Below are 22440 nucleotides of genomic sequence, written 5' to 3'. Positions count from 1 at the left end.
GGCGAGCGCGACCCGCTGCTGCTGGCCGCCGGACAGCGTCGCGGGCAGCGCGTGCAGGAGGTCGCCGAGACCGACGGCGTCGAGCACCTCGGCGGCGCGGGCCTTCGCGGCCCGCCGGCCGACCCCGGCCACCCGCAGGCCGAGCTCGACGTTCGCGGCGACGTTCAGGTGCGGCACCAGGTTGTAGGCCTGGAAGACGAAGCCGACCTTGCGCCGGCGCAGCAGGGCACGCCGGGCCGCCGAGAGGGTGGTCACCTCGTCGCCGCCGATCCGGATCGAGCCGGCGTCCGGGGTGTCCAGGCCGCCGACCAGGTGGAGCAGCGTCGACTTGCCACAGCCACTGGGGCCGACGACGGCGACCCACTCGCCCGGAGCGACGCTCAGAGATACCCCGCACAGCGCCGGCCTGGCCCGCTCGCCGCGGCCAAAGGACCTTTTCAGCGCAGTGATGACGAGAATCGGCTCGATCGTGGTCTTGGGGTCCGTCGTAGTCATGGATCAGGTCCTCCCGTACTGGGCGAGGCGGGCCTCGACGACGTCGAGCCAGCGCAGCTCGGCCTCCAGGTGCAGCACGGAGGCCTCGCGGAGCAGGTCGCCAATGCCGGCGACGCTGAAATGAGCGGCAGCCGCGGCCGCGGGGTCGGCCGGCTGGGGAATCAGGTCGTCCTCGGCGGGCGAGTCCTGGACGGGTGCGGCCTCGGCGAGCGCCCGCAGCGCCCGGAGGCAGCGGGACCGGTGCGCGGCGAGCGTGCGGGCGGCGCTGCCCGGCCCGGTCTTCGCCGGCTCACCGTCGTGGGCGGCGTGGGCGTCGTAGATCAGCCCGGCGACCAGCCGCTGCACGACGTCGCTCTTGCCGACCGGAAGATCGCTGGGCTCCTCCAGCCAGCCGCGCAGCGATTTGCGGCCGGTGTCGGTCAGCTCGTAGACCTTGCGGTCCGGGCCGCCGCTGCCCTCAGCGACGTGGTGCGTGACGGCGCCGTCCCGCTCCAGCCGGGTGAGGGTCACGTAGATCTGCCCGACGTTGATCGGCGGAGCGACGTCGCCGAACAGGTCGTCGTGTGCGCGCTTGAGCTCGTAGCCATGGGCCGGTCCTCGGTCCAACAGGGCGAGCATCAGGTACCTCACGGCGCCTTGCGGTTCGGGACGACGGGGCGAGCCGCCTGCCTAACGGTTAGGTAGATCTGCATAACGGTTATGTACATCCGTTAGCTAGTCCCGTCAACACCCCATCGCGGACCGCATCACCGCTCGCCTTGCGGTGGCTCTCGGCCGGTCGGCCGCCAGTCAAGATCATCAGTGGCTTGATCGCCGTTTCGGCCCTCGCGCGGTCGTGCTGGCGCGCGGAACACGACCACCGAAGGGCTGAAACGCCGATCAAGGGGCAGGCGCGGCGAGAGGTTCGGGCCGATCGGCCGCGGCGCGAGCTCCGTCGGCCTGGCGAGTACGGTGGGTGATGAATCCGTCGCGTGGTGCGGTTGGTGGGCCTTGACGGGCGAGATTGGTGGGGTGCGGGGCTACCCGTGCCGGATTTTTCCCCCGGGGGGGTTGACGGACGGGCAGGATCGGGTGGGTGCAGACACGGCCGGCATCTGACGATGACTGGCCTGGAATCTGGCCGATCTGGCACGCGCAGGTCGCGGCCGGTGAGCTGTACACCTGGCACCCCGACACCCAGGAGTCGGACGCCCGGGAACTGTGGATGCTGCCGAAGCCCGCCGTCGTCCTCGTGATGGAGGACGACGAGGGTGACGGGCGGATCGTCGCGACCGCGCAGATCACCCCGGCGCTGGCCGGGCTCGGTGACCACGTCGCGCAGCTGGTCTTCATGGCCCACCCGGACCGGACCGCCGAAGGAGCCGACCGGGCGATGGCCGAGGCGGCGATCGAGCACGCGACCGAGCTCGGCTACCGGGCCATGCAGTCCACCGCGGTGGTCGCCGGGAACACCCGGATGGTCGCGATCTGGCGCGTGCTCGCCTTCCGGGTGATCGGGACGCTGCCGTCAGCCTTCCGCCACCCCTGGAACGGCGACGTCGACCTGTACGTCATGCACCGTTTTCTCCCGTACAAGACGTACCGGCCCCGCCGGGACTAGGGCAACGGGGTCGAATCCCCGTCGGCGCCACCCGAGGCCAGGGGGACGTCGTCCTCAAGGTCCTCGGAGGCGAGGGCGGCCCAGTGCGGGTGCTCGGTCCTGGCCCACCAGTGGGGGACGTAACCGGTGCGCATGCCGGCACGGGCGACCGGGTCGCGGGAGGCCATCCAGAGGTGGCCGCAGACGGTGAAGAAGATGCCGAAGGCGAGGAGGTCGTGCACGAAGGAGGCCCCGGTGCGGTAGCGGTCCGGGATGTGGAGATCCTGGCCGAGGTACATCACCAAGCCGGTCCCGAGAAACACCAGGATCGATCCGGCGACGACGGCCGCGTACAGCTTCTGGCCCGCGTTGAACTTCCCGCCGATCGTGAGCAGGCCCTGGCCACGACGGTCTGCGCCGCGCCGCGCGGCTGACGGCAGGGCGCCCGACCTGGCCCAACTTGGCCCCGCCTGACGCGCCCGGCGCTCCTCGCTGAAGGGAAGCAGTCGGGCCCGCAGCCACGCGCCGTCGGGGGCGGTGAAGCGGTTGAGCTCGGTGGTGTCGCGGCGGAAGCCCCGGGTGAGCCAGCCGAGCAGCGCCGGAACCGGCAGCGCCAGGCCGCAGTACAGGTGAATCGACATGATCAGCGGGCGGCGGCCGAAGAGGAGCGCCAACGCCGGCAGATAGAGGATCGCGGCCGTCGCCAGGCAGACGCCGAACAACAACCCGGTCGTCCGGTGCACCCACCGGGTCGCGGGCCCGAAGCGGCGAATGTCGCCGCCGCGGGTCGCCGCGGGGTTTCGTAGGTACTCGCCGATGGACATCGGTCAGACCGGCTTGTCGCTGCGGCCGTTGGACTGGCCGATCCAGGCCTCGACGTCGTAGCCGCGCCGCTCCCACCAGCCGGGAGCGACCCGGTCGACGAGCTCGATCTCACCCAGCCATTTGATCGACTTGTAGCCGTACATCGGCGCCACATACAGCCGGACCGGACCACCATGGTCGTAGCTGACCGGGCCGTTCAGCATGCGAAGGGCAACCAGGACGTCCGGCCGGCGGGCCTCCTCCAGCGTCAGGCTCTCGTCGTAGAACCCGTCGAACGAACGGAACGTCACCGCCCGGGCCGTCGAACGAACACCGACCCGTTCGAGCAGATCGGCGAGCCTCACCCCGGACCAGTGCACGCCGCCGACCCGCCAGCCGGTCACGCACTGGAAGTCACGAGTGAGCTCTGTCTGCTTCATCGCCTCCAGGTCCGCGAGCGTCAGCGTCGCCGGCTCGTTCACCAGGCCGTGGACCTTGAGCTGATAGTTGGCCGCAGACAGGTGCGGCACCGACGAGGTGACCGTGTAGATCTGGAACCCGTCGCCGGGGATCAGGTTGGTCAGGCCGGTCGTGTCCCGGGCCCGCAGCGGAGCGACGGCCGTGTCCAGCGCCCGCTGGACGACGGAGCCGACGGCCACCCCGGCCGCGCCGAGTGCGGCCACCGCGAGCACCACCCGGCGCCCCACCGGCGAGCCTTCGACCACGTTCTCAGTGAACACCCGCCTTCAACACCGGCGAACCGACGCGGCACGGTTTTCTCCGGTTCTTAAGAACTGACCGCCTGACCAGCGCTGTCTCACGTCCCCCTGCTGCCCCACGCGCCCCGGGCGGCGTCACGCGCGGTCGAGCCGCCCGGGCCGGGCCGTCGAGCCGCTCAGGCCGTGACGTCTCGTCGGGCGAGGCTGGCGGCGGCGATGGCGGCGAACGCCACGGCGTAGGCGGTGCCGAGCAGCAGCGGCCCGCGGTAGCCGGAGATGAGGTTGCCTCCCGTGCCGATGTCGCTGAACACCAGGCCCGGCAGCCATTTGACGCCGTTCAGCCAGGCCTGCTGGATGATGTGCTCCAGCGGGAACATCCAGGCGACCCCGATCAGCACGGCCGCGGTCGTCGATCGGATCAACAGGCCGAGCGCGGTCCCCGTGACGGCGAAGAACGTCGTGGCGACGAGGACGTTCAGGTAGTTCCTGCCGGCCTCGCGCAGTGCCACGGCCGTCCACCACTGGCCGGTCGACACGCCCCGGATCTGCGCCATCAGGACGGCCGTGGCCGCGCTGAGGACGAAGGCACCGACGAGCGCCACGGCGAGCAGCGACAGAACCGCGCCCATCCGGCCCGCGAGCCAGGACAGCCGGCGTGGCTCGCGCATGAAGATCATCCTGATCGTGCCCTGGCCGTACTCGGTCGCCATGGTCGCCGCGCACAGCACCATCAGCAACAGGCCAGTGAAGGTCGAACCGACCCGGAACCCGAGCAGTATCCCGCCGGGAGCCGCGAGCGCCTGCAACGTCGGCACGCTGACCTCGGGCATCCGCCCGGCTCCCAACGTGCCGTTCTTGGCGAGCGCGAAGCTGAGCACGCTGGACAGCACCGCGAGCGCCGCCAGACCGCCCATGGCCAGGAAGGTCCCCGGCCGGCGCAGCTTGCGGGCCTCGGACCGGTAACTGCGGCCAATGGCCACCAGCCGCCCGTCTCGGGCTGGCCGCCCGTCTTGGGCCGACCGCCCGTTCCGGGCCGGCCGCGTAGCGCCGAGCGCGTCTCGTTCCACGACGGGTAGGGCGTCTGCCTGAGGTGTCATGCTCGATCTCCCGTAATGGCCTGGCTAGCGGAGGCGCCGGCCGCGACCAGGCCCGTGTAGCGCTCTTCCAACGTCACCCGGGCCGGCGCGATCTCCACAAGGGCGATGCCCCGGGCGTGCGCGGCGCGGTTCAGCTCGGCGAGCAGTGCCCGTGACGGCTCCGCGCGATCGTCGGCGCCGCCCGCGCCTGCCCCGGCAGGCCGCGCGACCAGGGTGGCGAGCACGCGGTCCCCGTCCCGCTCGACGGCGAAGCCAAGCCCGGCGGCGAGGTCCGCGAGCATGCCGACATCCGCGGACTGCTCGGGTCGCAGCGCCACCCGCTGCCGGCCGCTGGCCAACAACCCGTCGGGCGGCCCCTGGTACGCCAGCGCGCCCCGGTCGACGACGATGATCCAGTCACAGATCTGCTCCACCTCGGCGAGCAGGTGCGAGGAGACGACGATCGTCCGCCGCCGCACGGGCGCGCCGCCCGTGGCCGCGGCGGTCCCGGCTCCGCTCCTGGTCCCAACCCCGTTCCCGGCGCCTACCCCGGCCTGTCCGGCTCCGCCCTCGCCGCCGCGGACCGCCAGTCCTCGGATCAGGTCGCGCATCAGCCGGATGCCCATCGGGTCCAGGCCGTTCGTCGGCTCGTCGAGCACCAGCAGCTCCGGGTCACCGAGCAGCGCGGCAGCGATCGCCAACCGCTGTTTCATGCCCAGCGAGTAGGCCCGCACCTCGTCGCCGGCCCGGTCGGCGAGGCCCACCTCGGCCAGCACCGGCTCCACCTGGGCCCGGTCGAGCCCCGCCAGGATCGCCATCGCCTCCAGGTTGCGGCGGGCCGACAGCCGTGGGTACAGTGCCGGGCTCTCGATCAGCGCGCCGATCCGTGGCAGGTAACGCGCCGGCTCGCCCAGCGGCTGGCCGAGCACCGTGCCGGCCCCGGCCGTCGGCCGGACCAGGCCGAGCAGCATCCGCAGCGTCGTCGTCTTGCCTGCGCCGTTCGGGCCGATGAACCCGGCGACCGCCCCGGCCGGAATCCGCAGATCGAGATCGCGGACGACGGTCCGGCGCCCGTACCTCTTCGACAGCCCCCGCACGTCGACCGCGACCGGCTCGTCAGGCGCTTGCTCGTCACGCGGTTGCTCGTCACGGTCGGCGAGCTGCTCCAGCACGGGCCTCGCGCCGCGGACCGCCGTCACGGAGTGATCCAGGGCCTCGTAGACGACGTCATGAGTCCGTCTCCGTTCCTCGGTGACCTCATGACGATCAGCCTGCTTGCCACCCACCCGTCACGTCGTCCCCCCACCGACGGCACCCTCCCTACGCCACCCGCCGTACCCGCCCTACGCCAGCCCCCGGGCTGCCGCCCGCTGCCCAAGTTGGTCCCTGCCGTGTGGCTGTGAGGTCGGGCTTCTCGCCAGCCAAGACGTAGGAGCGGGCCCGTGCGCCGGGCGCCTAGGCTCTGGCCGGGCTCGTGGGTTCTCGCTCGACGTGTCGAGTCCTGCCGCGTGGCTTTGAGGCAAGGCCTCTCTCCAGCCACGACGTATGACAGCCCGAAGGCGCGCAAGCGGCGCCCTACCCCGGACCGGCCGCCCAGACGAGATGTAACCCAGGACCCGACCCTGGATCAGCGTTGGCTCCCGCACTTGAAGGCCACCCCCGAACCACGTTGGGGAGGGCGCTAAGCGCCCGACCCGGCGTTGGCGAGGACGGCGAGTTGGGCGCGGTCGCGGGCGCCGAGCTTGACCATGACGCGGCTGACGTGGGTACGGGCGGTCGCCGGGCTGATCACGAGGCGGGCGGCGATCTCGTCGTTGGACAGGCCGTGGCCGACGAGGCCCATCACCTCGCGTTCGCGATCGGTGAGGCTGTCGAGATCCGGAGCGCCCGGCCCGACCGGGCGGCGGGCGAACGCCTCGATGACGCGGCGGGTGACGGCCGGTGACAGCAGCGACTCGCCGGCCGCGACGACCCGGATCGCGCGCAGCAGGTCGGCCGGCTCGCTGTCCTTGAGCACGAAACCCGAGGCGCCGCCGCGTAGCGCTTCGAACACGTACTCATCGAGCTCGAACGTGGTGACCATGACGACCCGGGTTCCGGTTAGCGCCGGGTCGGTGGTGATCTCCCGCAGGGCGGCGAGACCGTCCAGCACGGGCATCCGGATGTCGAGCAGGACGACGTCGGGCCGCGCCCGGCGGACCAGCTCGACGGCGGTCCGACCGTCCTCCGCCTCGCCGACGAGCTCCAGGTCCTCCTCCGTCTCGACCAGCACGCGCAGCCCCAGCCTGATCAGGGGCTGGTCGTCGGCCACCACGACTCTGATCAACGAGACCCTCCGCCGCCGGCCGCGGTTCGGCCGTAGTTGCCTGCCTGGCTCATGGTGCCCGTTCTGCCGCCGGCGCCGCCGCGTCGCAGCGGCAGCCGGGCGCTGACCTGCCAGCCGCCCGCGCCGTGCGGACCGGCGGCCAGCTCGCCGCCCAGCTCCACGGCCCGCTCGCGCAGCCCGGTCAGCCCGTGGCCGTAGGGGGTCGGGCTGGCGGAGTGGTTCGGGCTGGCGGAGTGGGTCGGGCCGACGGGTGCCGTGTCCGCCGGCGGCCGTTCCGGGAGGTTGGTGACGTCGATCGTCACCAGGGCGTCCTCGGCGCACACCTGGATCGCGACCCGGGCTCCGCGGGCGTGCCGCAGCACGTTGGTCAGCGACTCCTGCACGATCCTGTACGCGGCGAGGTCGACGTCGGCCGGTAGCCGGTCCAGCGGTCCGCTGGTCGCGGCGTCGACTAGCACACCGCACAGCCGCACCTCCGCGAGCAGTCCGGGCAACCGACCTAGCCCCGTCAACGGGGCCCGCTCGGCCGATGGTGCCCCTGGCGCCACGGCCGGAGGCCGGGGGCCGGGCGGCACCGCGCGGTCCAGGTGCCAGCCAGCCTTGCTGGCCGCCGTGGCCGCGTCAGCGATGCCACCAGCACTGGCGAGACCGGCAGCGTCCGGCGACGCCGAGCCGGCCGCCGGCTCGTCAGCCACCGGTGCGCTGGCCACTGGCTCGCCGCCCGCCGATGCGCCGGCCGCCAACTCGCCGGCCGGCGGTACGTCGGTGTTCGACTTGCTGACGGGCGGGACGGCCGCGAACTGGCCGGCGCGGGTCAGGGCGAGGGTGGCGCGCAGCTCGTCGAGCGCCTCGATGGAGGTCCGGCGGATCGCCTCCAGAGAGAGTTGTGCCTGCTCGGGCCGCCGGTCTAGGACGTGCAACGCGACGCCGGCCTGCAACGAGATGATCGAAAGGCTGTGCCCGACGACGTCGTGCACCTCCCGGGCCATCCGCAGCCGCTCGGCGTCGATCAGGCGGGCCTGCGCCTCGCCCTCGGCCGTCACCCGCCAGCTCCGGTGCTCCTGGATGAGCGCCCCCACGACGACGGGGGCCGTCCCGACCAGCAGCGACGCGGCGAACCCGGCGAACAGGTCCCAGCCGCCGCCGGCATGCCCGCGATCGAAGCTCGCCACGTTGCCCGCCGCGACCAGGCAGGTGGCGCAGACGGCCGCCCAGGTGGCCTCGCGGCGTCCGCTGGTCCGCCCGACGGTGAGGCCGACGATCGCCATCGCGACGAAGTACGGCCCTTCCGGATAACCCACCCCGAGGAAGATCCCGACCAGCGCGGCCTCGACGACCAGCGCCGGCCGCGGGGCCCAGCGGCGGATCAGCAGGACCGCCGCGATCCCGATCAGCAGTCCGTACGCGAACGCGTCAACGCGCTGGTGCGGCGCGGGCTGCGTTCCACCCCATTTGGTCGCGCTGACCAGGAAAACGGTGGTGAACGCGGCGGCTGTCAGCAGATCGATCAGCAGATACCGAAGGTTCCGTCGAAACCACGGTCCGTCCACCAGCCGACGGTAGCGCCGTCCAGTACGGGTGGCATCCCCTTCGGCGCGTATCCCCAGGTACGCAGCCGACCGTACCCCGGGCCGCCAGGCTCTCGGGCGAGGCCACACGCCGGTGCCGGCGTGAGGTGCCGGTAGCGTGGGCCGCCATTCCGGAGCGGACGAGGGGGCCTACGCGCGGTGATCGTCGCGATCGAGGGGATCGACGGGGCAGGCAAGAACACGCTGACCCAGGCGCTGGTGGCGGCCCTCACGGCGACCGGGCGGCCCGTGAGCCGGCTGGCGTTCCCCCGGTACGACGTCGAGCCGCTCGGGCCGGCGGTGCGGGCGATGCTGACCGGCGACCAGGCGCTCGCGTCGGTCGCCGCGTCGGTCCGGGCGAGCGCGCTGCTGTTCGCGCTGGACCGGGCGAACGCCGGCCCGGAGCTGGCGGCCGCCGCGGCTGGGGACGCCGTCGTGCTGGTCGACCGGTACGTGGCCTCGAACGCGGCCTACGGCGCGGCTCGGTTGTCCGCGCCGGAGAGACCCGGTTTCCGCGACTGGGTGGCCTCGATCGAGCTGATCGACCTGGCGTTGCCCCGGCCCGACCTGCAGATCCTGCTGCGGGTCCCGGTCGAGGTGGCCCGCGCGCAGGCCCGCGCCCGCGCGGCGCTGGACGCGAGCCGCGCCCCCGACCGGTACGAGGCCGACGACGCGTTGCAGGCCAGGGTCGCCGCCGAGTACGACGAGCTGGCCCGCTCCGGCTGGATCGCTCGCTGGCTGACGGTCGACCGCGCACCCGCGCCCACTACGCCGGCCGCGCCCGGTACGCCCGCCGCGGCCGGTGACGACCCGAGGGCCGGGTCCGTCGGCGCCGCCGTCGAGGAAGTCCTGCGCAACCTGCGCTGAGCCGGGACGCTGGGAGCATGGACGGGGAGAAGGCGGCGTCGGTCACGGCGGAGCTCCGAGCGCGGGGTGTGGACGCGGTCGCGCTGACCTTCGTCGACAACAGTGGGATCACCCGCGCGAAATGCGTGCCGGTCGGCAGGCTGGAGCGGGCGGCGGTCGTGGGGGTCGGCGCTTCGCCGTCGTTCGACGCGTTCCTGCTGAACGACGACCTCGCCGCCGGTCGCTACGCGGGTGGCCCGGTCGGCGACCTGCGCCTGCGCCCGGACCTCGACCGGGTTGTCCCGCTGGCGGCCCAGCCGGGCTGGGCCTGGGCGCCGGCCGACAGGTTCGACCAGCTCGGCCGCCCGCATCCGCAGGACACCCGCGCGATCCTGCGCCGCGAGGCCGAGGGGTTCGCCGAGCGTTACCTGCCCGCGCTGGCCGGGATCGAGATCGAGTGGACGATCTACCCGGCCCGGCCGGATGGCGGGTCGCGACCGGCGGCGGCCGGGCCTGCCTACGGCCTGGAGCGGGTGATCGAGCAGGCGGACTACCTACGGGACATCGTCCGCGCGCTCACCGAGCAGGGGCTCACCGTCGAGCAGATCCATCCCGAGTACGCGCCCGGCCAGTTCGAGGTCTCGACCGCCCCTGAGGATCCGCTCGGGGCGGCGGACAGCAGCGTGCTCGTCCGCCAGACGATCCGGGCCGTCGGCGCCCGGCACGGGCTGCGTACCTCGTTCTCGCCGGCGGTCGTCGCGGCCGGCGTCGGCAACGGCGGGCACGCGCACGTGAGCCTGCGTCGCGCCCCGCGCGCGGGTCAGGGCAGCGCCCCGCGCGCGGGTCAGGGCAGCGCCGCGCGCGCGAGTCAGGACAGCGCCCGGCGGGCTGGCCAGGGCGGCAGCGGCGAGGTGCTCATCGACGGCACGGGGCCGGCCGGGCTGAGCGCCCTCGGGGAACACTTCGCCGCCGGCATCCTGGCTCACCTACCGGCGCTCCTCGCCGTCGGCGCGCCCAGCGTCGCCTCCTACCTGCGGCTCAGGCCATCCCGCTGGGCCGGCGCGTTCGCCTGCTGGGGCGTGGAGAACCGGGAGGCCGCGCTGCGGCTGGTGACCGGCCTGGCGGTCGGCGGCCAGGCGGCGCAGGCTCCGGACTCCGACCTGAAGGCCAGCGCGGAGCAGTGGTTCCACGCGTCGCCGCACCTTGAGATCAAGTGCTTCGACCTGACGGCCAACCCGTACCTGATGCTCGCCGGCGTGCTCGCCTGCGGCCGGTCGGGGATCGAGGACGGTGCCCGCCTGCCCGAGCCGGTCGACGTCGACCCGGCGACGCTGCCGGCCGCCGAGCGGGCCCGGCGCGGCATCGAGGCCCTGCCCGGCCGGCTCGCCGAGGCGGTCGACGCGTTCGAGGCCGATCCCGTCCTGCGTGCCGCCTTCGGGGTCGAGCTACACGACACGATCGTCACCGTCCGGCGGGCCGAGATCGAGCTCTTCGCGGCCGCTGGGGCGGACGAGGTCGTCGCCCAGTCCCTCTGGCGGCACTGAGCGGCCAGCTCTCGGATCACGGGCAGGCTAGGCGAAATTACGTGCGGGCGAGCTAGCCGAACGTCGGTAGCTTCACCGTGGGTAGCTGGATACCACCGGAGCCGTTACTCGAGCCGTCGCCGGAGGGCGTCGGGGTGGGGCTGCGCCTCGGGGTAGCGCCGGCGGTCGGGTGGGGCGTGGGCCGGGCGGACCCGGTGGGGGTTCGCGTCGTCGTCGCCGTGCCGTGGGACGCGTCGGCAGACGAAGGCAGGTCGGCCGACGTCAGTGAGTCGTCGACGGTCGTGGCGCTGGGGAGTGTGGACGTCGCGGTCGGCTGCCCGACCTGGGCGTCGGCCGGCTTCGGGTCCCCGGAGTGCAGCCCGCCGAACATCAGGCCGATGGCGAGGGCCAGCAGGCCGAACCCGGCCACGATGACCGGGAACGTCGTGACATGCCACGACCGGCGACGATGGACGCCCACGGGGGAACACTATGGGGCATACCGCCCGGTCTGTCCGCAACGGGTGGCCTCGTCCGCCGGACGTTGATCGCCGTTTTGGCCCTCGCGGGGCTGTGATCAGGCCATTTCCGCAACCACTTGAGGGCTGAGACAGCGATCAACGCACGAAGGTGGCGGCGGCTGCCGGGGCCGTCGAGCCCCGCTCGCCGGTCAGGCCTGGGCGGCGGCCCGGCGGGCGTCGCGGGACGCCTTCTTCTCGGCCTGACGGGTGGCGAACGAGTCGAGGCCCTCCAGGAAGGCGGCCACCTCGTCCCTCGCCTGCGAGGCCGCGGCGTCGAGGCCCTCGAGCTGGAAGAACTTCACCTGCCGCAGTACCGGCGTCAGCACCTCGTCGTGGTGGATGCGCAGGTCGTAGATGCCGGCCTCGGCGATGCGGCGGGCCTTGTCGGCGAAGTCCAGGATGCCGGTGCCGGGCATCTCGAAGCCGAGAACCTCGTCGCGGATCGCCTGGACGGTCCCGTTCGGGTCGAACTCCAGCGCGGCGGCGGTCAGGTTCCGGTAGAAGATCATGTGCAGGTTCTCGTCGGCGGCGATTCGCGCCATCAGCTTCTCGGCCACCGGGTCCTCGGCGTACCGGCCGGTGTTGCGGTGCGCGATCCGGGTGGCCAGCTCCTGGAACGTCACGTATGCGATGACGCGCAGCGGGGTCTTGCCGCCGCTGCTGTAGCCGACCTGCATCTGGTGCATCCGGCCGCGCTCCAGGGCGATCGGGTCGACGCCCCGGGTGACCAGCAGGTAGTCGCGCATGGCGATCGCGTGCCGGCCCTCTTCAGCCGTCCAGCGGCCGACCCAGGCGCCCCAGGCGCTGTCGAGGCCGAAGCCGACCGCGATCTCCCGGTGGTAGCTCGGCAGGTTGTCCTCGGTGAGCAGGTTGACCTCGAACGCCAGCTGCGCGATGTCCGACAGCGTGGACTGACCCGGCTCCCACGGCTGGGAGTCGAAGTCGCGGCCGAGGCTCCACGGGACGTACTCGTGCGGCATCCACTCGGCGGCCAGGCCCAGGTGCCGGTCGAGGTTCGCCGCGGCGACGGGCTCCAGCTCGCGCAGCAGGTCGGAATCCGTGTACGAGGTCATGGACTGACCCTCGCAGCTGAACCTGGGCCGGACCATGTCCCGGCGGAGTGGACTTTCCGTGGGCGAACTGTTCCCCGGGAACAGCCGGCTGTGGCGGCGGGTGCGCCGGCCGTGGCGGGTCGCCACCGAATTCGGGCGCGACGGCTGGTCCGGCTGGTGCCTCGGGGGCCTGGTGCCCGGGCCACGCTACCGGCCTGACTGCTCCAAAGCACCGCGCGCCCTGTGGATAACTTGTGGAGAACCTGGGGTGGGCTGTGGATAGCCGGGCCGATGGACAGGTTGACTGCTAGGCATCCGGACTATGTGCCGGCTGTGCAGCGGTTTCAGCGCGCATCGGCTGCATAGAGCCTGTGGATACCTGTGGATAACCGATGATGCCGGCGGTGCCGCGGGCCAGACTTTGGGAGCCGTTTACCGCCTGTCCACCGGCCTCACGCGGCCCATCGCCGCCCCGGAAGGCCGGCTGGCCGGCCCTGCACCGTCGGCGCCCCACGCATGCTGACGGGGGATCCGGGGGAAGCACTCCGAGTGCGGCTGCCCAGGATCGAGACGCTCCCGCTCGTCGACCACCACTGCCACGGGCTGGTGCGCCGCGAGCTAGACCGGGCCGACTTCGAGCGAGCCATGACGGAGGCGGACCACCCCGCGCCGGTGGGCACGTCCTTCTTCGACAGCCAGCTAGGGCTCGCGCTGCGGCGCTGGTGCGCGCCGGAGCTCGACCTGGCCCCGCACGCCCAGGCGGACGACTACCTGGCCCGCCGGGCCGAGCGCGGCCCGGACGAGGTGGCCACCCGGCTGCTGCGCGCGGCGGGTATCGAGGAGCTCTGCGTCGACACCGGCTTCGCCCCGGAGCGGCTGACCAGCGCCGAGGATCTGGCTGGGGCGGCGGGCGCCCGGGCCCATGACGTCGTCCGGCTTGAGCCGCTCGCGGAGCAGGTGGCGCTCGACATCGTCACCGGTCAGGTCGGCGTCGCCCACTTTCCCGACCTGGTCCGCTCCCGGCTTGCCGCCCGCACCGGCCGTGAGCAGCCGACCGCCGGCGGCACCAGGCGGCCGGCCGGCAAGGCCCGGAAGGCCGCCGGTCCAGGCGGCGTCGACGTCGTCGGCGTCAAGTCGGTGGCCGCCTACCGGGTCGGGCTCGACCTGCCGTCCGAGCGGCCCACCGACCGGGCGGTGATCGCCTCCGTGCGCGGCTGGGTCAGCCAGCTGCGCGCCGGCGCGCCGATCCGGCTGGCCGACCCCGTGCTGCACAGCTTCCTGATCTGGACCGGCGCGGACCTCGGCCTGCCGGTGCAGATCCACACCGGCTTCGGCGACACCGACCTGCACCTGGCCCGGGCCAACCCGCTGCTGCTGACCGACCTGCTGCGCGAGCTGGTCCCCACGGGCGCGCCGGTGCTGCTGCTGCACTGCTACCCGTACCACCGGGAGGCGGGCTACCTGGCGCAGGTGTTCCCGCACGTCTACGTGGACGTCGGTCTGGCCACCCACAACCTCGGCCGGGGGAGCGCCACGGTGCTGGCCGAGACGCTGGAGCTCGCGCCGTTCGGCAAGATGCTGTTCTCCACCGACGCCTTCGCGCTCGCCGAGCTGTACCTGCTGGGGGCGAAGCTGTTCCGCCGGGGGCTCGGTGCCTTCCTCGCCGCGGGCGTCGAGGCCGACGACTGGACGGCCCAGGACGCGGCGCGGATCGCCGCGATGATCGGCGCAGGCAACGCCCGTCGCGTTTACGGCCTTGCCGAGCCGGCCGCCGCCGCCGAGCCGCCGCCGCCTCCGTCGCCCGCGGCGAAGCCTCGTGCCGCCAAGCCGCGGGCCACCGCGAAGGCCACGACGCCGAAGGCGACGACCGCCAAGGCGACCACCTCGAAGGCGACCGCGTCGAAGCCGGCGTCGAAGCCGGCGAAGGCCGCGGCACGGCAGCCGTCCGCGCAGGAGGCGCCGTCGGTCGACGCCAAGCCCGCCGCGACGAAGCGCGGCGCGGCGCGGTCACGCAAGCGGGTGCCGGGGCCGATCTCGCTGATCAAGGAGCCGCGCGGCAAGGAGCACCACGGCTCGCCCAAGCCGCCCCGGTCCAGGACGCACGGGACCGCGTCTCACCCCAAGACCGGCGACACGGGTTAGGCCCCGTCGGACTCGGCGAGGGTCCCGTTACAGACGTCGGTGCCAGCCTCCGTGTCGGTACCGGTTGGGGCCAGGCCCGCGACGGCGGCTTCAAGAACCGTGCGCAGCTCATGCAGGTCCGGGCCGGGTATCCCGGCGGCCCGGCCGGTGAGCAGGCCGATCGGGGCCAGGTAGAGGAACCAGGCGACCGCGTCCGGGGCGAGGTCGGGGCGTAGCTCGCCGTCCTCACGCGCCTGTACGACGGCACCGCGCAGCACCTCGAGCCGGTCACGCAGCACCTCACCGAGCGCCTGGCGCAGCGTCGGCTCCCGGCGGGCCGCGACCATCGCTTCCAGCAGCAGCGCCTGCTCACGAGACAGCCGCCGCCCGCCGGCAGCCGTCGTGGTCATCGTCGCCAGCAGGGCGGCCCCGGCCTCGCCGTGGCCGACGTGCGCGACGGCCTTCACCGCGTGGTCGACGGCCCGGCCGGCCGCGTCGGCGAGCAACGAGGCCATGTCCGGGTAGTGCGCGTAGATCGCACCGGTCGTCACGCCGGCCCGGTCGGCGATGTCACGAACCCGGACCCGGTCGTAACCGCGTTCAGCGAACAGGTCGACGGCGGCGGCGAGCAGGCGCTCACGAGTCGCCTCCGGCTGGCGACGACGCCCCCCGGGGTTGCGTCCACTCTCCGGGGTGCGCAGGGCCATCGCACCAGTCTGCCTGGAGCCGGGCCTGTTTTGGCCGTGCCTGGGCCCGGCACGAGTAAGGATCTGGCGGGCCTGGCTGCCTCAGCCGGCGCCGCCGGGCGGGCAGTCGAGGGCCAGATCGGCCCGGACCTGGGGCGGCGCGGCGGAGCAGCCGACCTCGAAGCTGCCGAGCTGGACCAGGCTCCAGCCGGACGCGGTGCGATGCAGGACACCCTGGGCCCGGTCGATCGTGTCGGTGACCGGCAGCAGCTGCGCCCAGGCCCAGTTCGGGTCGTTCCGGGAGACCTTCGCGCCGACGACCTGGTAGGCGTCCGGCGAGACCTGGCTGGTCAGGTCGCTGTGCCGGATGGCGGCGGCGATCGCCGCGGCGTCGGTCGACGAGGCCACGACGGATCCGGTCGCGGCCGTGCCCGCCGGCGCGCCGGTCGTCGCCACGGTGGACGCCGGGACGCCGTCCGCGACGGTGCTCGCCGCCGGGTGGGTGGCCGGCGCGGTGCTCGCCGCTCGCTGGATGGGGACCGCCGAAGCGGATCCGTCGCTGGCGAAGGCGACCGCCCCGCCGACCGTCACGACGCTGGCGACGGCGACGGACGCCGCCGGCAGCACGATCCGCCGGGTGACCACCCGGCGGGACAACGCCCGGGTGGTCGTCGGCGCCGATGGAGCGTGCCGGCCCTGTGCGCGCGTGGATTCCCCGGTGCCGGCGGGAACAGCTCGCGGGACGGACCGGGGGGTGACGCGGTGACGGGCCATGGTTTGCACATCCCCAAGTGTGCTCGGCTCATTCCAACAAACTCTGCGAGAAGCGAGTCAGGCTGCGGACAGGTCACGGTGCGTATTTGCCGTATCTCTGCACAAGAAGCGTCGTGCACGGCGATTGCGCCGGGCAATAGTCCAGCGGTGTCCCACCGTGGTGTTCCAACCGCCAGCACGACGAGGGCGGATTTCCTGGCCCGGATGTGCCATTGCGCCGGTTGCGGCGGCCTGATCGATCGTGTGGCGCGCCGACGGGGATGGCAGCACCACCGAGAGCGGGCTGGCTAGCCGGCTTTTCCCAGTTGTCAGCACTCGGTGCAATGCTGGGGGAGTCGAACGGGGGAGGGCATGGAACCGGCGCAGGAGCGGGCCGCCGAGCCGGTCGTGGCCGTGGTGGGCGCGCACCGAACCTTCAACGCCGAGGCCGCACCGGTCCGCGCACTGCGTGGCGCGTCGCTGACGGTCTGGCCGGGCGAGTTCGTCGCCGTCACCGGGCCATCGGGCAGCGGGAAGTCGACCCTCCTCAACATCATCGCTGGCCTGGAGCGGGCCGACGGCGGCTCCGTCGTGGTCGCCGGGCAGTCACTCGCCGAGCTGTCCGAGACCCGGCTCGCCCGGCTGCGCCGCCGCCACGTCGGCATGGTCTTCCAGTTCTTCCACCTGCTGGAGAGCATGACGGCGGCCGACAACGTGGTGCTGGCCGCCCGGCTCGCGGGGCTGGGCCGGCGGGCCGCGGTGGACCGCGCGCGCGAGCTGCTCGACGTGCTGGGCCTGCTGGAGCGGGCCGAGGCGTTGCCGGCCACGCTGTCCGGCGGCCAGCGGCAACGGCTCGCGATCGCCCGGGCGCTCGCCGGCAGCCCGACCCTGCTGCTCGCAGACGAACCGACCGGCGCGCTCGACTCGGCCGGCGCGGCCGAGGTGCTCGACCTGTTCACCCGGCTGCACGCCCGCGGCCAGACCATCGTCGTGGTCACCCACGACGCGGCCGTCGCCGCCGGCGCGCAGCGCATCGTCGCCATGCGCGACGGCCAGATCGAGCAGCCGGTGACGGCAGGGGAGACCGGGTGAGCCTGCCGGACGGCGCGCCACGGGCCCGGGAGGTGGGGCCGCGCCCGGGTGGCCTTCTCGTCGCGGCCGGTGCATTGGCCGCCGCCGGCGTGGCGGCCGTGTGCGCGCTTCCCCGAGCGCTCGGCGCGGCCTACCCGCCCTGGGCCGTGCTGGTGGTCGCGACCGCGGCGCTGCTGCTCGCGGGCGTCGTGGCCGGCCAGATCGGCCTGCTGCGCCGGAAGGCCGAACAGGCGCTGCTGCTCGCCGCCGACGTGGCCGCCTTCGCGCTGGTCGGCGTCGGCGCGCTGATGGCCGCGGTCCTCACCCTGGGGCGGCTGCCCGCCGACGGTGGGGCCGGCTTCCTGTGGCCGGCGCTGGCCAGCGCCGGGACCGCCGCGGCGCTCAGCGTCGCGGTGCGGGTCCCGGCCCGCCGAGCTGCCCGCCGGGCCGTGCGCGGGGCCCGGTTCCGGCCGGACGACATCCTCGCGACCTTCGGCGAGCAGACCAGCCGGGACGTGCCGCTGGAGACCACCCTCGACCAGCTCGCCGACGCGCTGCGGCGCAGCCTGGCGCTGCGCCGCGTCGAGATCTGGACCGGCGCCGGCGGACGCCTCACCGCCGCCGTCGTCCTGCCGGACTCGCCGCCGCCCCGGGCCGGCGTGAGCGGACTGGCCGGCGCGCCCGGTCTCGACTTGGCGGACGGCCCCAGCCAGGCGCGGCAGGGCAGCTCACTGACACTGACCGCCGCGGATCTGGTGGCACTGGCCAGGGCCCGGGTCGCCGGGCCGGGCTGGCTGGCGCTGTGGGTGCCGTTGCTGGTCTGGGGACGGCCGGGGGCCCAGCTGCGCGTCGTGCCGGCTCGGGCCAGCGGAGCGCTGCTCGGGCTGCTCGTCGTCGAGCGGTCGACGGAGGACCCGCGGTTCAGCGAGGCCGAGGACCGGCTGCTCGCCGAGCTCGGCACCCGGCTCGGCACCGTCCTGCACAACCGCCAGCTCGACGCGAACCTGCGCGAGGCGCTGGTCGACCTGCGCCGGGTGAACGACGAGCTGCGGGTCTCCCGGGCCAGGCTCGTCGCCGCGGCCGACGCGGAACGCCGCCGGATCGAGCGCGACCTGCACGACGGCGCCCAGCAGCAGCTCGTTTCGCTGGCGATCGGCCTGCGGCTGGTGCGTGACCTGGTCACCGAGGACACCGCGGCGGCCGAGGAGCTGGTCGACGAGATGGCCGAGCAGGTCCAGGCCGCGATCTCCGAGGTACGCAGCCTGGCGCAGGGCATCTACCCGCCGCTGCTGCGCTCCACCGGGCTCACCGAGGCCCTGCGCGCCGCGGCCACCCGCTCCCCGCTGGGGGTGCGGCTGCGGACGGACGGCGTCGGCCGGCACGCGGCGGACGTCGAGGCCGCCGTGTACTTCTGCTGCCTGGAGGCGCTGCAGAACGCGGCGAAGCACGCCGCCGGCAGCGAGGTCGAGATCGTGCTGGCCGAGCGCGAGAGCACGCTGGTCCTCAGCGTCACCGACAACGGGCCCGGCTTCGATCCGAGGCTGGTCGCGGCCGGCGCCGGGCAGACGAACATGCGCGACCGCATCGGCGCCATCGGCGGCACGATCACCGTCGAGTCCGCGCCGGGCGCCGGTGTGCGCATCCACGCGTCCGTGCCCAGCGCGCCGGCCGGAGGCTGAGCGATGGCCAGGCCGTTGCTCGGCGCCGTCGGCATGGTGGCCCGCGGTCAGCTGCGGCGTCGGTGGGTGGTGCTCGTGGCGACCGGCCTGCTCATCGGGCTGGCCGGGGCGGCGGTGGGCAGCGGCGCCGCGCTGATCCGGCGCACGGCGACCTCCTACGACCGGCTGGAACGCGCCACTCTGGTGCCGGACCTGCAGATCACGATGACCTCCAACCCGGACCTGGCCTTCCGGGCGGCCGCGGTCGTGCCGGGGGTCAGCGGTGTCTGGGTGACGAGGGCGCTGGTCGCGCGGGTGGAGAACCGGCCGGACGTCCGGTACATCGGGGCCCTTGAGGGCCATCCGGTCGGCTCGGACCCAGGTGCCTACACGCCGGTGCTCGTCGCCGGCCGGTTCTATGACCCTGCCGCGCGGGAGGCCGTTCTCGACGAGCGCGCGGCGAGCGCCTACGGCGTCCACGTCGGCGACCTGATGCCGCTGCGGATGCTGACCCAGAGCGACTACCAGCACTTCGACACCGGCTTCGACGCGCCGGGCGGGCCGGCGGTCTCCATCCGGATCACCGGGCTGGTCCGGATGGCCGGCCTCGCCCTGAACCAGACGCCGCTGCTGCTCGCACCGGCCGCGGCGGCCGCACTGCCGTCGGTCGGCATGCTCGTCGCGATCCGGCTGGTGCCTGGACCGCACGCGGTCAGCCGCGCCGACGCGGCGGTGGCGCGGGCCGCCGCCGTCGCGGGTCGGGACCGGCGTGACCCCGACGCCGCAGAGTTCCCGGTCCTCGACGTGACCCACCCGGCCACCGACTCGGACCCGAGGGTCGCGGCGACCCGGCGGGTGCTGGTCACCGGTCTGGTCGTGTTCGTCGTGGCCGTCGCGATAACCGGCCTCGCGACGGGCGCCGCCGCGTTCGCCCGCCAGCACGACCTGCGCTGGGCCGAACAGCGGATCGAGGCGGTGCTCGGGCTGCCACCGGCCGCCCGGGTGGCAGCCAGGGTCCTCGCGGCGCTCCCGGCCGCGCTGCTGGCCGGCCTGGTCGCCGCGGCCGGGCCGTTGGTGACCGGCGGGCTCGGGCCGATCGGTCCGCTGGCGGCGTACGAGCCGCACCCCGGCTACGCACCGGACGTCACCGCGTCGGTGGTCACCGGACTGGTCACGGGCGCCATGGTGGTGCTGCTCGCCGGTTGGTCCGCCGCGCGCGCCGGGCGGGGCGGCGTGGCCGCGCGCGGCGCCGCGCCGAGGGGTGGCCGTGACCGCCGCGTCGGGTCGTCGGGCGGATCGCCGGTCGCCGACGGCTGGGTGCTGGGAGACGGGCGCCGGGCGGCGTGGGGCGGTCCCGGTCCGGCCTGGCCCGGGCCTGCCTGGCTGTGGGTCGGCGTCCGGTTCGCCGTCGGCTCGCGGGTCTCGCCGCTGATCCGGCGCCCGGCGCTGTTCACCGCCGCCGCCGCGGTCGCGACTCTGGTCGCCGCCGCGACCGTCGGGCAGGGCGTCACCCGTCTCGTCCACGAGCCCGACCGGTACGGCTGGTCGTTCGACCTGTACGTGAACGACGTCCGGCCGGAGATCGTCACCGCGCTGCGGGCCGACCCGTGGATCTCGGCCGTCAGCGAGGCCGCCGTCTCGACGGTCCAGGTCGGCGCGGGTTGCGCGCTGGGCACGGTGGGCTCCGTGCAGGACGGCGCCCCCGAGGCCGCGGTGCCGACCGGGCCGGCGCCGCAGACCGCCCCGCCGGACCTGACCGGTGGCGGCACTCCGATGGCTCCCACCGCCGCTCCGGTGGTGCCGCGACGGCTCGCATCGACGTCACCGGGTGAGCTTTCCGTCCAGGCGGCCAGCTCGGCCGCGACCGGTTCCCGGACGGCCGGGTGCGCCCAGTTCCCCGCGTACGCGTTCACGGCGGCCAGCGGGCACGTCGGCTGGACGATGCTGGCCGGGCGGCTGGTCGCCGGGCCGGGCGAGGTGGTCGTCGGGACCAGGGCCGCGAGCACGCTGCGAGTCGGCGTCGGCGACACCGTCGACCTCGCGGCCGGACCGTCCGGCGGTGGCCAGCCGCTGCGGCTGAAGGTCGTCGGCGTCGGGCTCGGCCCGGCGATCAGCGGTGAGCGGCTCGGAGCCAACCTGCTGCTCGACCCGAGTGCCCTCACCAACGTCCAGCAGACCGCGCCGCTGCACGAGGCGTTCGTCCGGGCGGCCGACGGCGTGCCCGTCAGCCGGCTGGTCGCCGACCTCGGCGCGCGCTACGAGGTCGGCGGCCGCGAGCCGCCCGAGGAGGTCACCAACCTCGGCGGGATCGGTGGCCTGCCTGGGCTGCTTCAGGTGGTGCTCGGGCTGCTCGCGGCCGGCGCGGTCGCCCACACCGTGCTGCGTGACTGGCGGCGGCGGGCCGCGGACGTCGCGGTGCTGCGCGTCCTCGGCGCGACCCCGCCGACCATCGGGGCCATCGCGGTGACCGCCGCCGCCGTCGCCGCGCTGGTCGCGGTGCTGATCGGCGTACCGGTGGGCCTGGGTGTCGGCCGGCTGATCTGGTGGGAGATCGCGAACGCGGTCGGCGTCGGCACCGACGTCGCCTTCCCGACCAGGCTGCTGCTCGCCCTGCCCGTGACGGCCGCCGCCCTCGCCATAGTCGTCGCGGGGGTCCCAACTGTCCGTCGGCGCTGGCGGCTCCCCAACCCGCGCAACCGGGTCGGCTGAGGCCGGCTGGGGTGTCGCCGCCGGCGCCTGCGACGCCGGCTCGGCTAGCCCATGGTCTTCGCGCCGTCGATCGACTCGCGGATGACGTCGGCGTGGCCGGCGTGGTGCGCGGTCTCGGCGATCACGTGCAGCATCACCTTGCGGGCCGACCAGCGCTCGCCGGGCGGGAACCACGGCGCCACCGGCAGCGGCTGGTCGGCATCGAGGTCCGGGCGGGTGCGCAGGAAGTCGTCGGTGCGCTGAGCGACCTGGTCGTAACGCGCCAAGGCGCCGTCGAGCGTCTCGTCGGGGCCGAGCCGGAAGTCGGCGTCCCGCTGGTCCGGGTCCTGCGAGAGCGCCTCGGGGCCGGTGCGCACGAACTCCAGCCACTGCTCCTCGACCGTGGCCACATGCTTGATCAGCCCACCTAGGCACAGCGCGCTCACGGTCGGCCGCCCGGCCGCCTGCTCGTCGCTCAGGTCACGCGCCGTGAACCGCAGAAAGAACCGCGTCTGCCCCAACGTCGCCAACAGATCACCATGCTCCCCACCCAGCACGGCCGCCTCGCGTGTGGTCACAGCACCGGTGTCGCTCATCGTGGTCATCGTTCCTGCCCTTCGTCCTCCGGGACCAACGAGACCCACGCTAAAACCAATACCGGCCAGATCCTGTCCTCAATCGACGAGTGGCCGGGCGCGGGAGGCGCCGCTCGGGCGACCGCCACAGACGAGCGGACCGTGACCGGACGAGCGGACCGCCAAGACGCAACGCAACCCAGAACCCGACGCTGGACAAGCGCCCGCCTCCGCACTCGCACCCCACCCCCGAACCACGTAGGCGAGGGCGCTAAGCGCCCGCGCCGGCGGTCCGCCCCAGGCCCGCAAGCCCCGCGTCCGGTGGGCCCCCCCCCGCCCCGGGCCAACCCCCCCCCCCCCCCCCCCCCCCCCCCCCCCC

At 74.1% G+C, this 22440-nt stretch carries 20 protein-coding genes; 7 read left to right on the top strand and 13 right to left on the bottom strand.

Going from position 1 to position 22440, the window contains the following annotated elements; translation table 11 throughout:
- Together I6A60_RS35660 and I6A60_RS35655 are read right to left on the bottom strand one after the other, a co-directional pair.
- The coding region (locus I6A60_RS35660; RefSeq protein WP_203055809.1) for an ABC transporter ATP-binding protein at nt 1-495 on the bottom strand (495 nt) is incomplete at its 3' end.
- Nucleotides 496-498: 3 nt separating this feature from the next.
- Nucleotides 499-1113 (bottom strand): PadR family transcriptional regulator, encoded by a 615-nt coding sequence (locus I6A60_RS35655; protein ID WP_203011774.1) that lies wholly within the window; start codon nt 1111-1113, stop codon nt 499-501.
- Between the two features lie 457 nt (nt 1114-1570).
- Here I6A60_RS35655 and I6A60_RS35650 point away from each other — a divergent pair, with 457 nt between their 5' ends.
- A complete protein-coding gene (locus tag I6A60_RS35650; protein ID WP_203011772.1) occupies nt 1571-2095 on the top strand; it encodes a GNAT family N-acetyltransferase in 525 nt (174 codons plus the stop codon).
- Here the strand turns inward: I6A60_RS35650 and I6A60_RS35645 are convergent.
- From I6A60_RS35645 to I6A60_RS35620, 6 genes are all read right to left on the bottom strand, one after another.
- Complete coding sequence (locus I6A60_RS35645; protein ID WP_203011770.1) at nt 2092-2898, bottom strand: formate dehydrogenase; 807 nt, start codon at nt 2896-2898, stop codon at nt 2092-2094. The two genes, I6A60_RS35650 and I6A60_RS35645, sit on opposite strands and share 4 nt — an antisense overlap.
- A 3-nt stretch (nt 2899-2901) precedes the next feature.
- Nucleotides 2902-3618, bottom strand: a complete 717-nt coding sequence (locus I6A60_RS35640) for a molybdopterin-dependent oxidoreductase (protein WP_307874031.1) — start codon at nt 3616-3618, stop codon at nt 2902-2904.
- 155 nt (nt 3619-3773) lie between these two features.
- Nucleotides 3774-4694 carry an ABC transporter gene (locus I6A60_RS35635; protein ID WP_203011768.1) on the bottom strand — a complete coding sequence of 307 codons (921 nt, stop codon included), beginning with the start codon at nt 4692-4694 and terminating at the stop codon, nt 3774-3776.
- Nucleotides 4691-5959, bottom strand: coding sequence for an ABC transporter ATP-binding protein (locus tag I6A60_RS35630; RefSeq protein ID WP_374113336.1), 1269 nt, complete (start codon nt 5957-5959; stop codon nt 4691-4693). The genes I6A60_RS35635 and I6A60_RS35630 overlap by 4 nt, the downstream gene beginning before the upstream one ends.
- 395 nt (nt 5960-6354) lie before the next feature.
- On the bottom strand, nt 6355-6999 hold the full coding sequence (locus I6A60_RS35625) for a response regulator transcription factor (protein ID WP_203055808.1): 645 nt from the start codon (nt 6997-6999) through the stop codon (nt 6355-6357).
- Nucleotides 6996-8549, bottom strand: coding sequence for a sensor histidine kinase (locus tag I6A60_RS35620; protein WP_203025271.1), 1554 nt, complete (start codon nt 8547-8549; stop codon nt 6996-6998). Before I6A60_RS35620 ends, I6A60_RS35625 begins: the two co-directional genes overlap by 4 nt.
- A gap of 177 nt (nt 8550-8726) precedes the next feature.
- Here I6A60_RS35620 and I6A60_RS35615 point away from each other — a divergent pair, with 177 nt between their 5' ends.
- Both I6A60_RS35615 and I6A60_RS35610 read left to right on the top strand, forming a co-directional pair.
- On the top strand, nt 8727-9434 hold the full coding sequence (locus I6A60_RS35615; protein WP_203025272.1) for a dTMP kinase: 708 nt from the start codon (nt 8727-8729) through the stop codon (nt 9432-9434).
- Nucleotides 9435-9451: 17 nt separating this feature from the next.
- Nucleotides 9452-10957 carry a glutamine synthetase family protein gene (locus I6A60_RS35610; RefSeq protein ID WP_203025273.1) on the top strand — a complete coding sequence of 502 codons (1506 nt, stop codon included), beginning with the start codon at nt 9452-9454 and terminating at the stop codon, nt 10955-10957.
- Between the two features lie 52 nt (nt 10958-11009).
- Here the strand turns inward: I6A60_RS35610 and I6A60_RS35605 are convergent, their stop codons facing one another.
- Both I6A60_RS35605 and I6A60_RS35600 read right to left on the bottom strand, forming a co-directional pair.
- Nucleotides 11010-11417 (bottom strand): hypothetical protein, encoded by a 408-nt coding sequence (locus I6A60_RS35605; protein WP_203025274.1) that lies wholly within the window; start codon nt 11415-11417, stop codon nt 11010-11012.
- A gap of 189 nt (nt 11418-11606) precedes the next feature.
- A complete protein-coding gene (locus I6A60_RS35600; RefSeq protein WP_203025275.1) occupies nt 11607-12530 on the bottom strand; it encodes an acyl-ACP desaturase in 924 nt (307 codons plus the stop codon).
- 495 nt (nt 12531-13025) lie between these two features.
- Between I6A60_RS35600 and I6A60_RS35595 the strand changes: the two genes are divergently transcribed.
- The gene (locus tag I6A60_RS35595; protein ID WP_238436929.1) at nt 13026-14651 is read left to right on the top strand and encodes an amidohydrolase family protein; all 1626 of its coding nucleotides are present in this window, start codon (nt 13026-13028) and stop codon (nt 14649-14651) included.
- Here I6A60_RS35595 and I6A60_RS35590 read toward each other — a convergent pair.
- Nucleotides 14648-15337, bottom strand: coding sequence for a TetR/AcrR family transcriptional regulator (locus I6A60_RS35590; protein ID WP_203025277.1), 690 nt, complete (start codon nt 15335-15337; stop codon nt 14648-14650). The genes I6A60_RS35595 and I6A60_RS35590 overlap by 4 nt on opposite strands.
- Nucleotides 15338-15418: 81 nt before the next feature.
- Nucleotides 15419-15973, bottom strand: a complete 555-nt coding sequence (locus I6A60_RS35585; protein WP_238436928.1) for a hypothetical protein — start codon at nt 15971-15973, stop codon at nt 15419-15421.
- A gap of 468 nt (nt 15974-16441) precedes the next feature.
- Between I6A60_RS35585 and I6A60_RS35580 the strand changes: the two genes are divergently transcribed.
- The 3 genes from I6A60_RS35580 to I6A60_RS35570 are packed head-to-tail and all read left to right on the top strand — an operon-like array spanning nt 16442 to nt 21507.
- Nucleotides 16442-17161, top strand: a complete 720-nt coding sequence (locus I6A60_RS35580) for an ABC transporter ATP-binding protein (protein WP_203025278.1) — start codon at nt 16442-16444, stop codon at nt 17159-17161.
- Nucleotides 17158-18819: a GAF domain-containing sensor histidine kinase gene (locus I6A60_RS35575; protein ID WP_203055807.1), complete on the top strand. Its 1662-nt coding sequence runs from the start codon at nt 17158-17160 to the stop codon at nt 18817-18819. The genes I6A60_RS35580 and I6A60_RS35575 overlap by 4 nt, the downstream gene beginning before the upstream one ends.
- A gap of 3 nt (nt 18820-18822) precedes the next feature.
- Nucleotides 18823-21507 carry an FtsX-like permease family protein gene (locus tag I6A60_RS35570; RefSeq protein WP_203055806.1) on the top strand — a complete coding sequence of 895 codons (2685 nt, stop codon included), beginning with the start codon at nt 18823-18825 and terminating at the stop codon, nt 21505-21507.
- A 44-nt stretch (nt 21508-21551) separates the two neighbouring features.
- Here I6A60_RS35570 and I6A60_RS35565 read toward each other — a convergent pair whose 3' ends face one another.
- On the bottom strand, nt 21552-22082 hold the full coding sequence (locus I6A60_RS35565) for a DinB family protein (RefSeq protein ID WP_203025281.1): 531 nt from the start codon (nt 22080-22082) through the stop codon (nt 21552-21554).
- Nucleotides 22083-22440: the final 358 nt, after the last annotated feature.

This window comes from Frankia sp. AgB1.9, assembly GCF_016786355.1.
GTDB lineage: Bacteria > Actinomycetota > Actinomycetes > Frankiales > Frankiaceae > Pseudofrankia.
The sequence above is the reverse complement of the archived record's forward strand: the minus strand, read 5'-3'. Positions and strand labels throughout refer to the sequence as shown.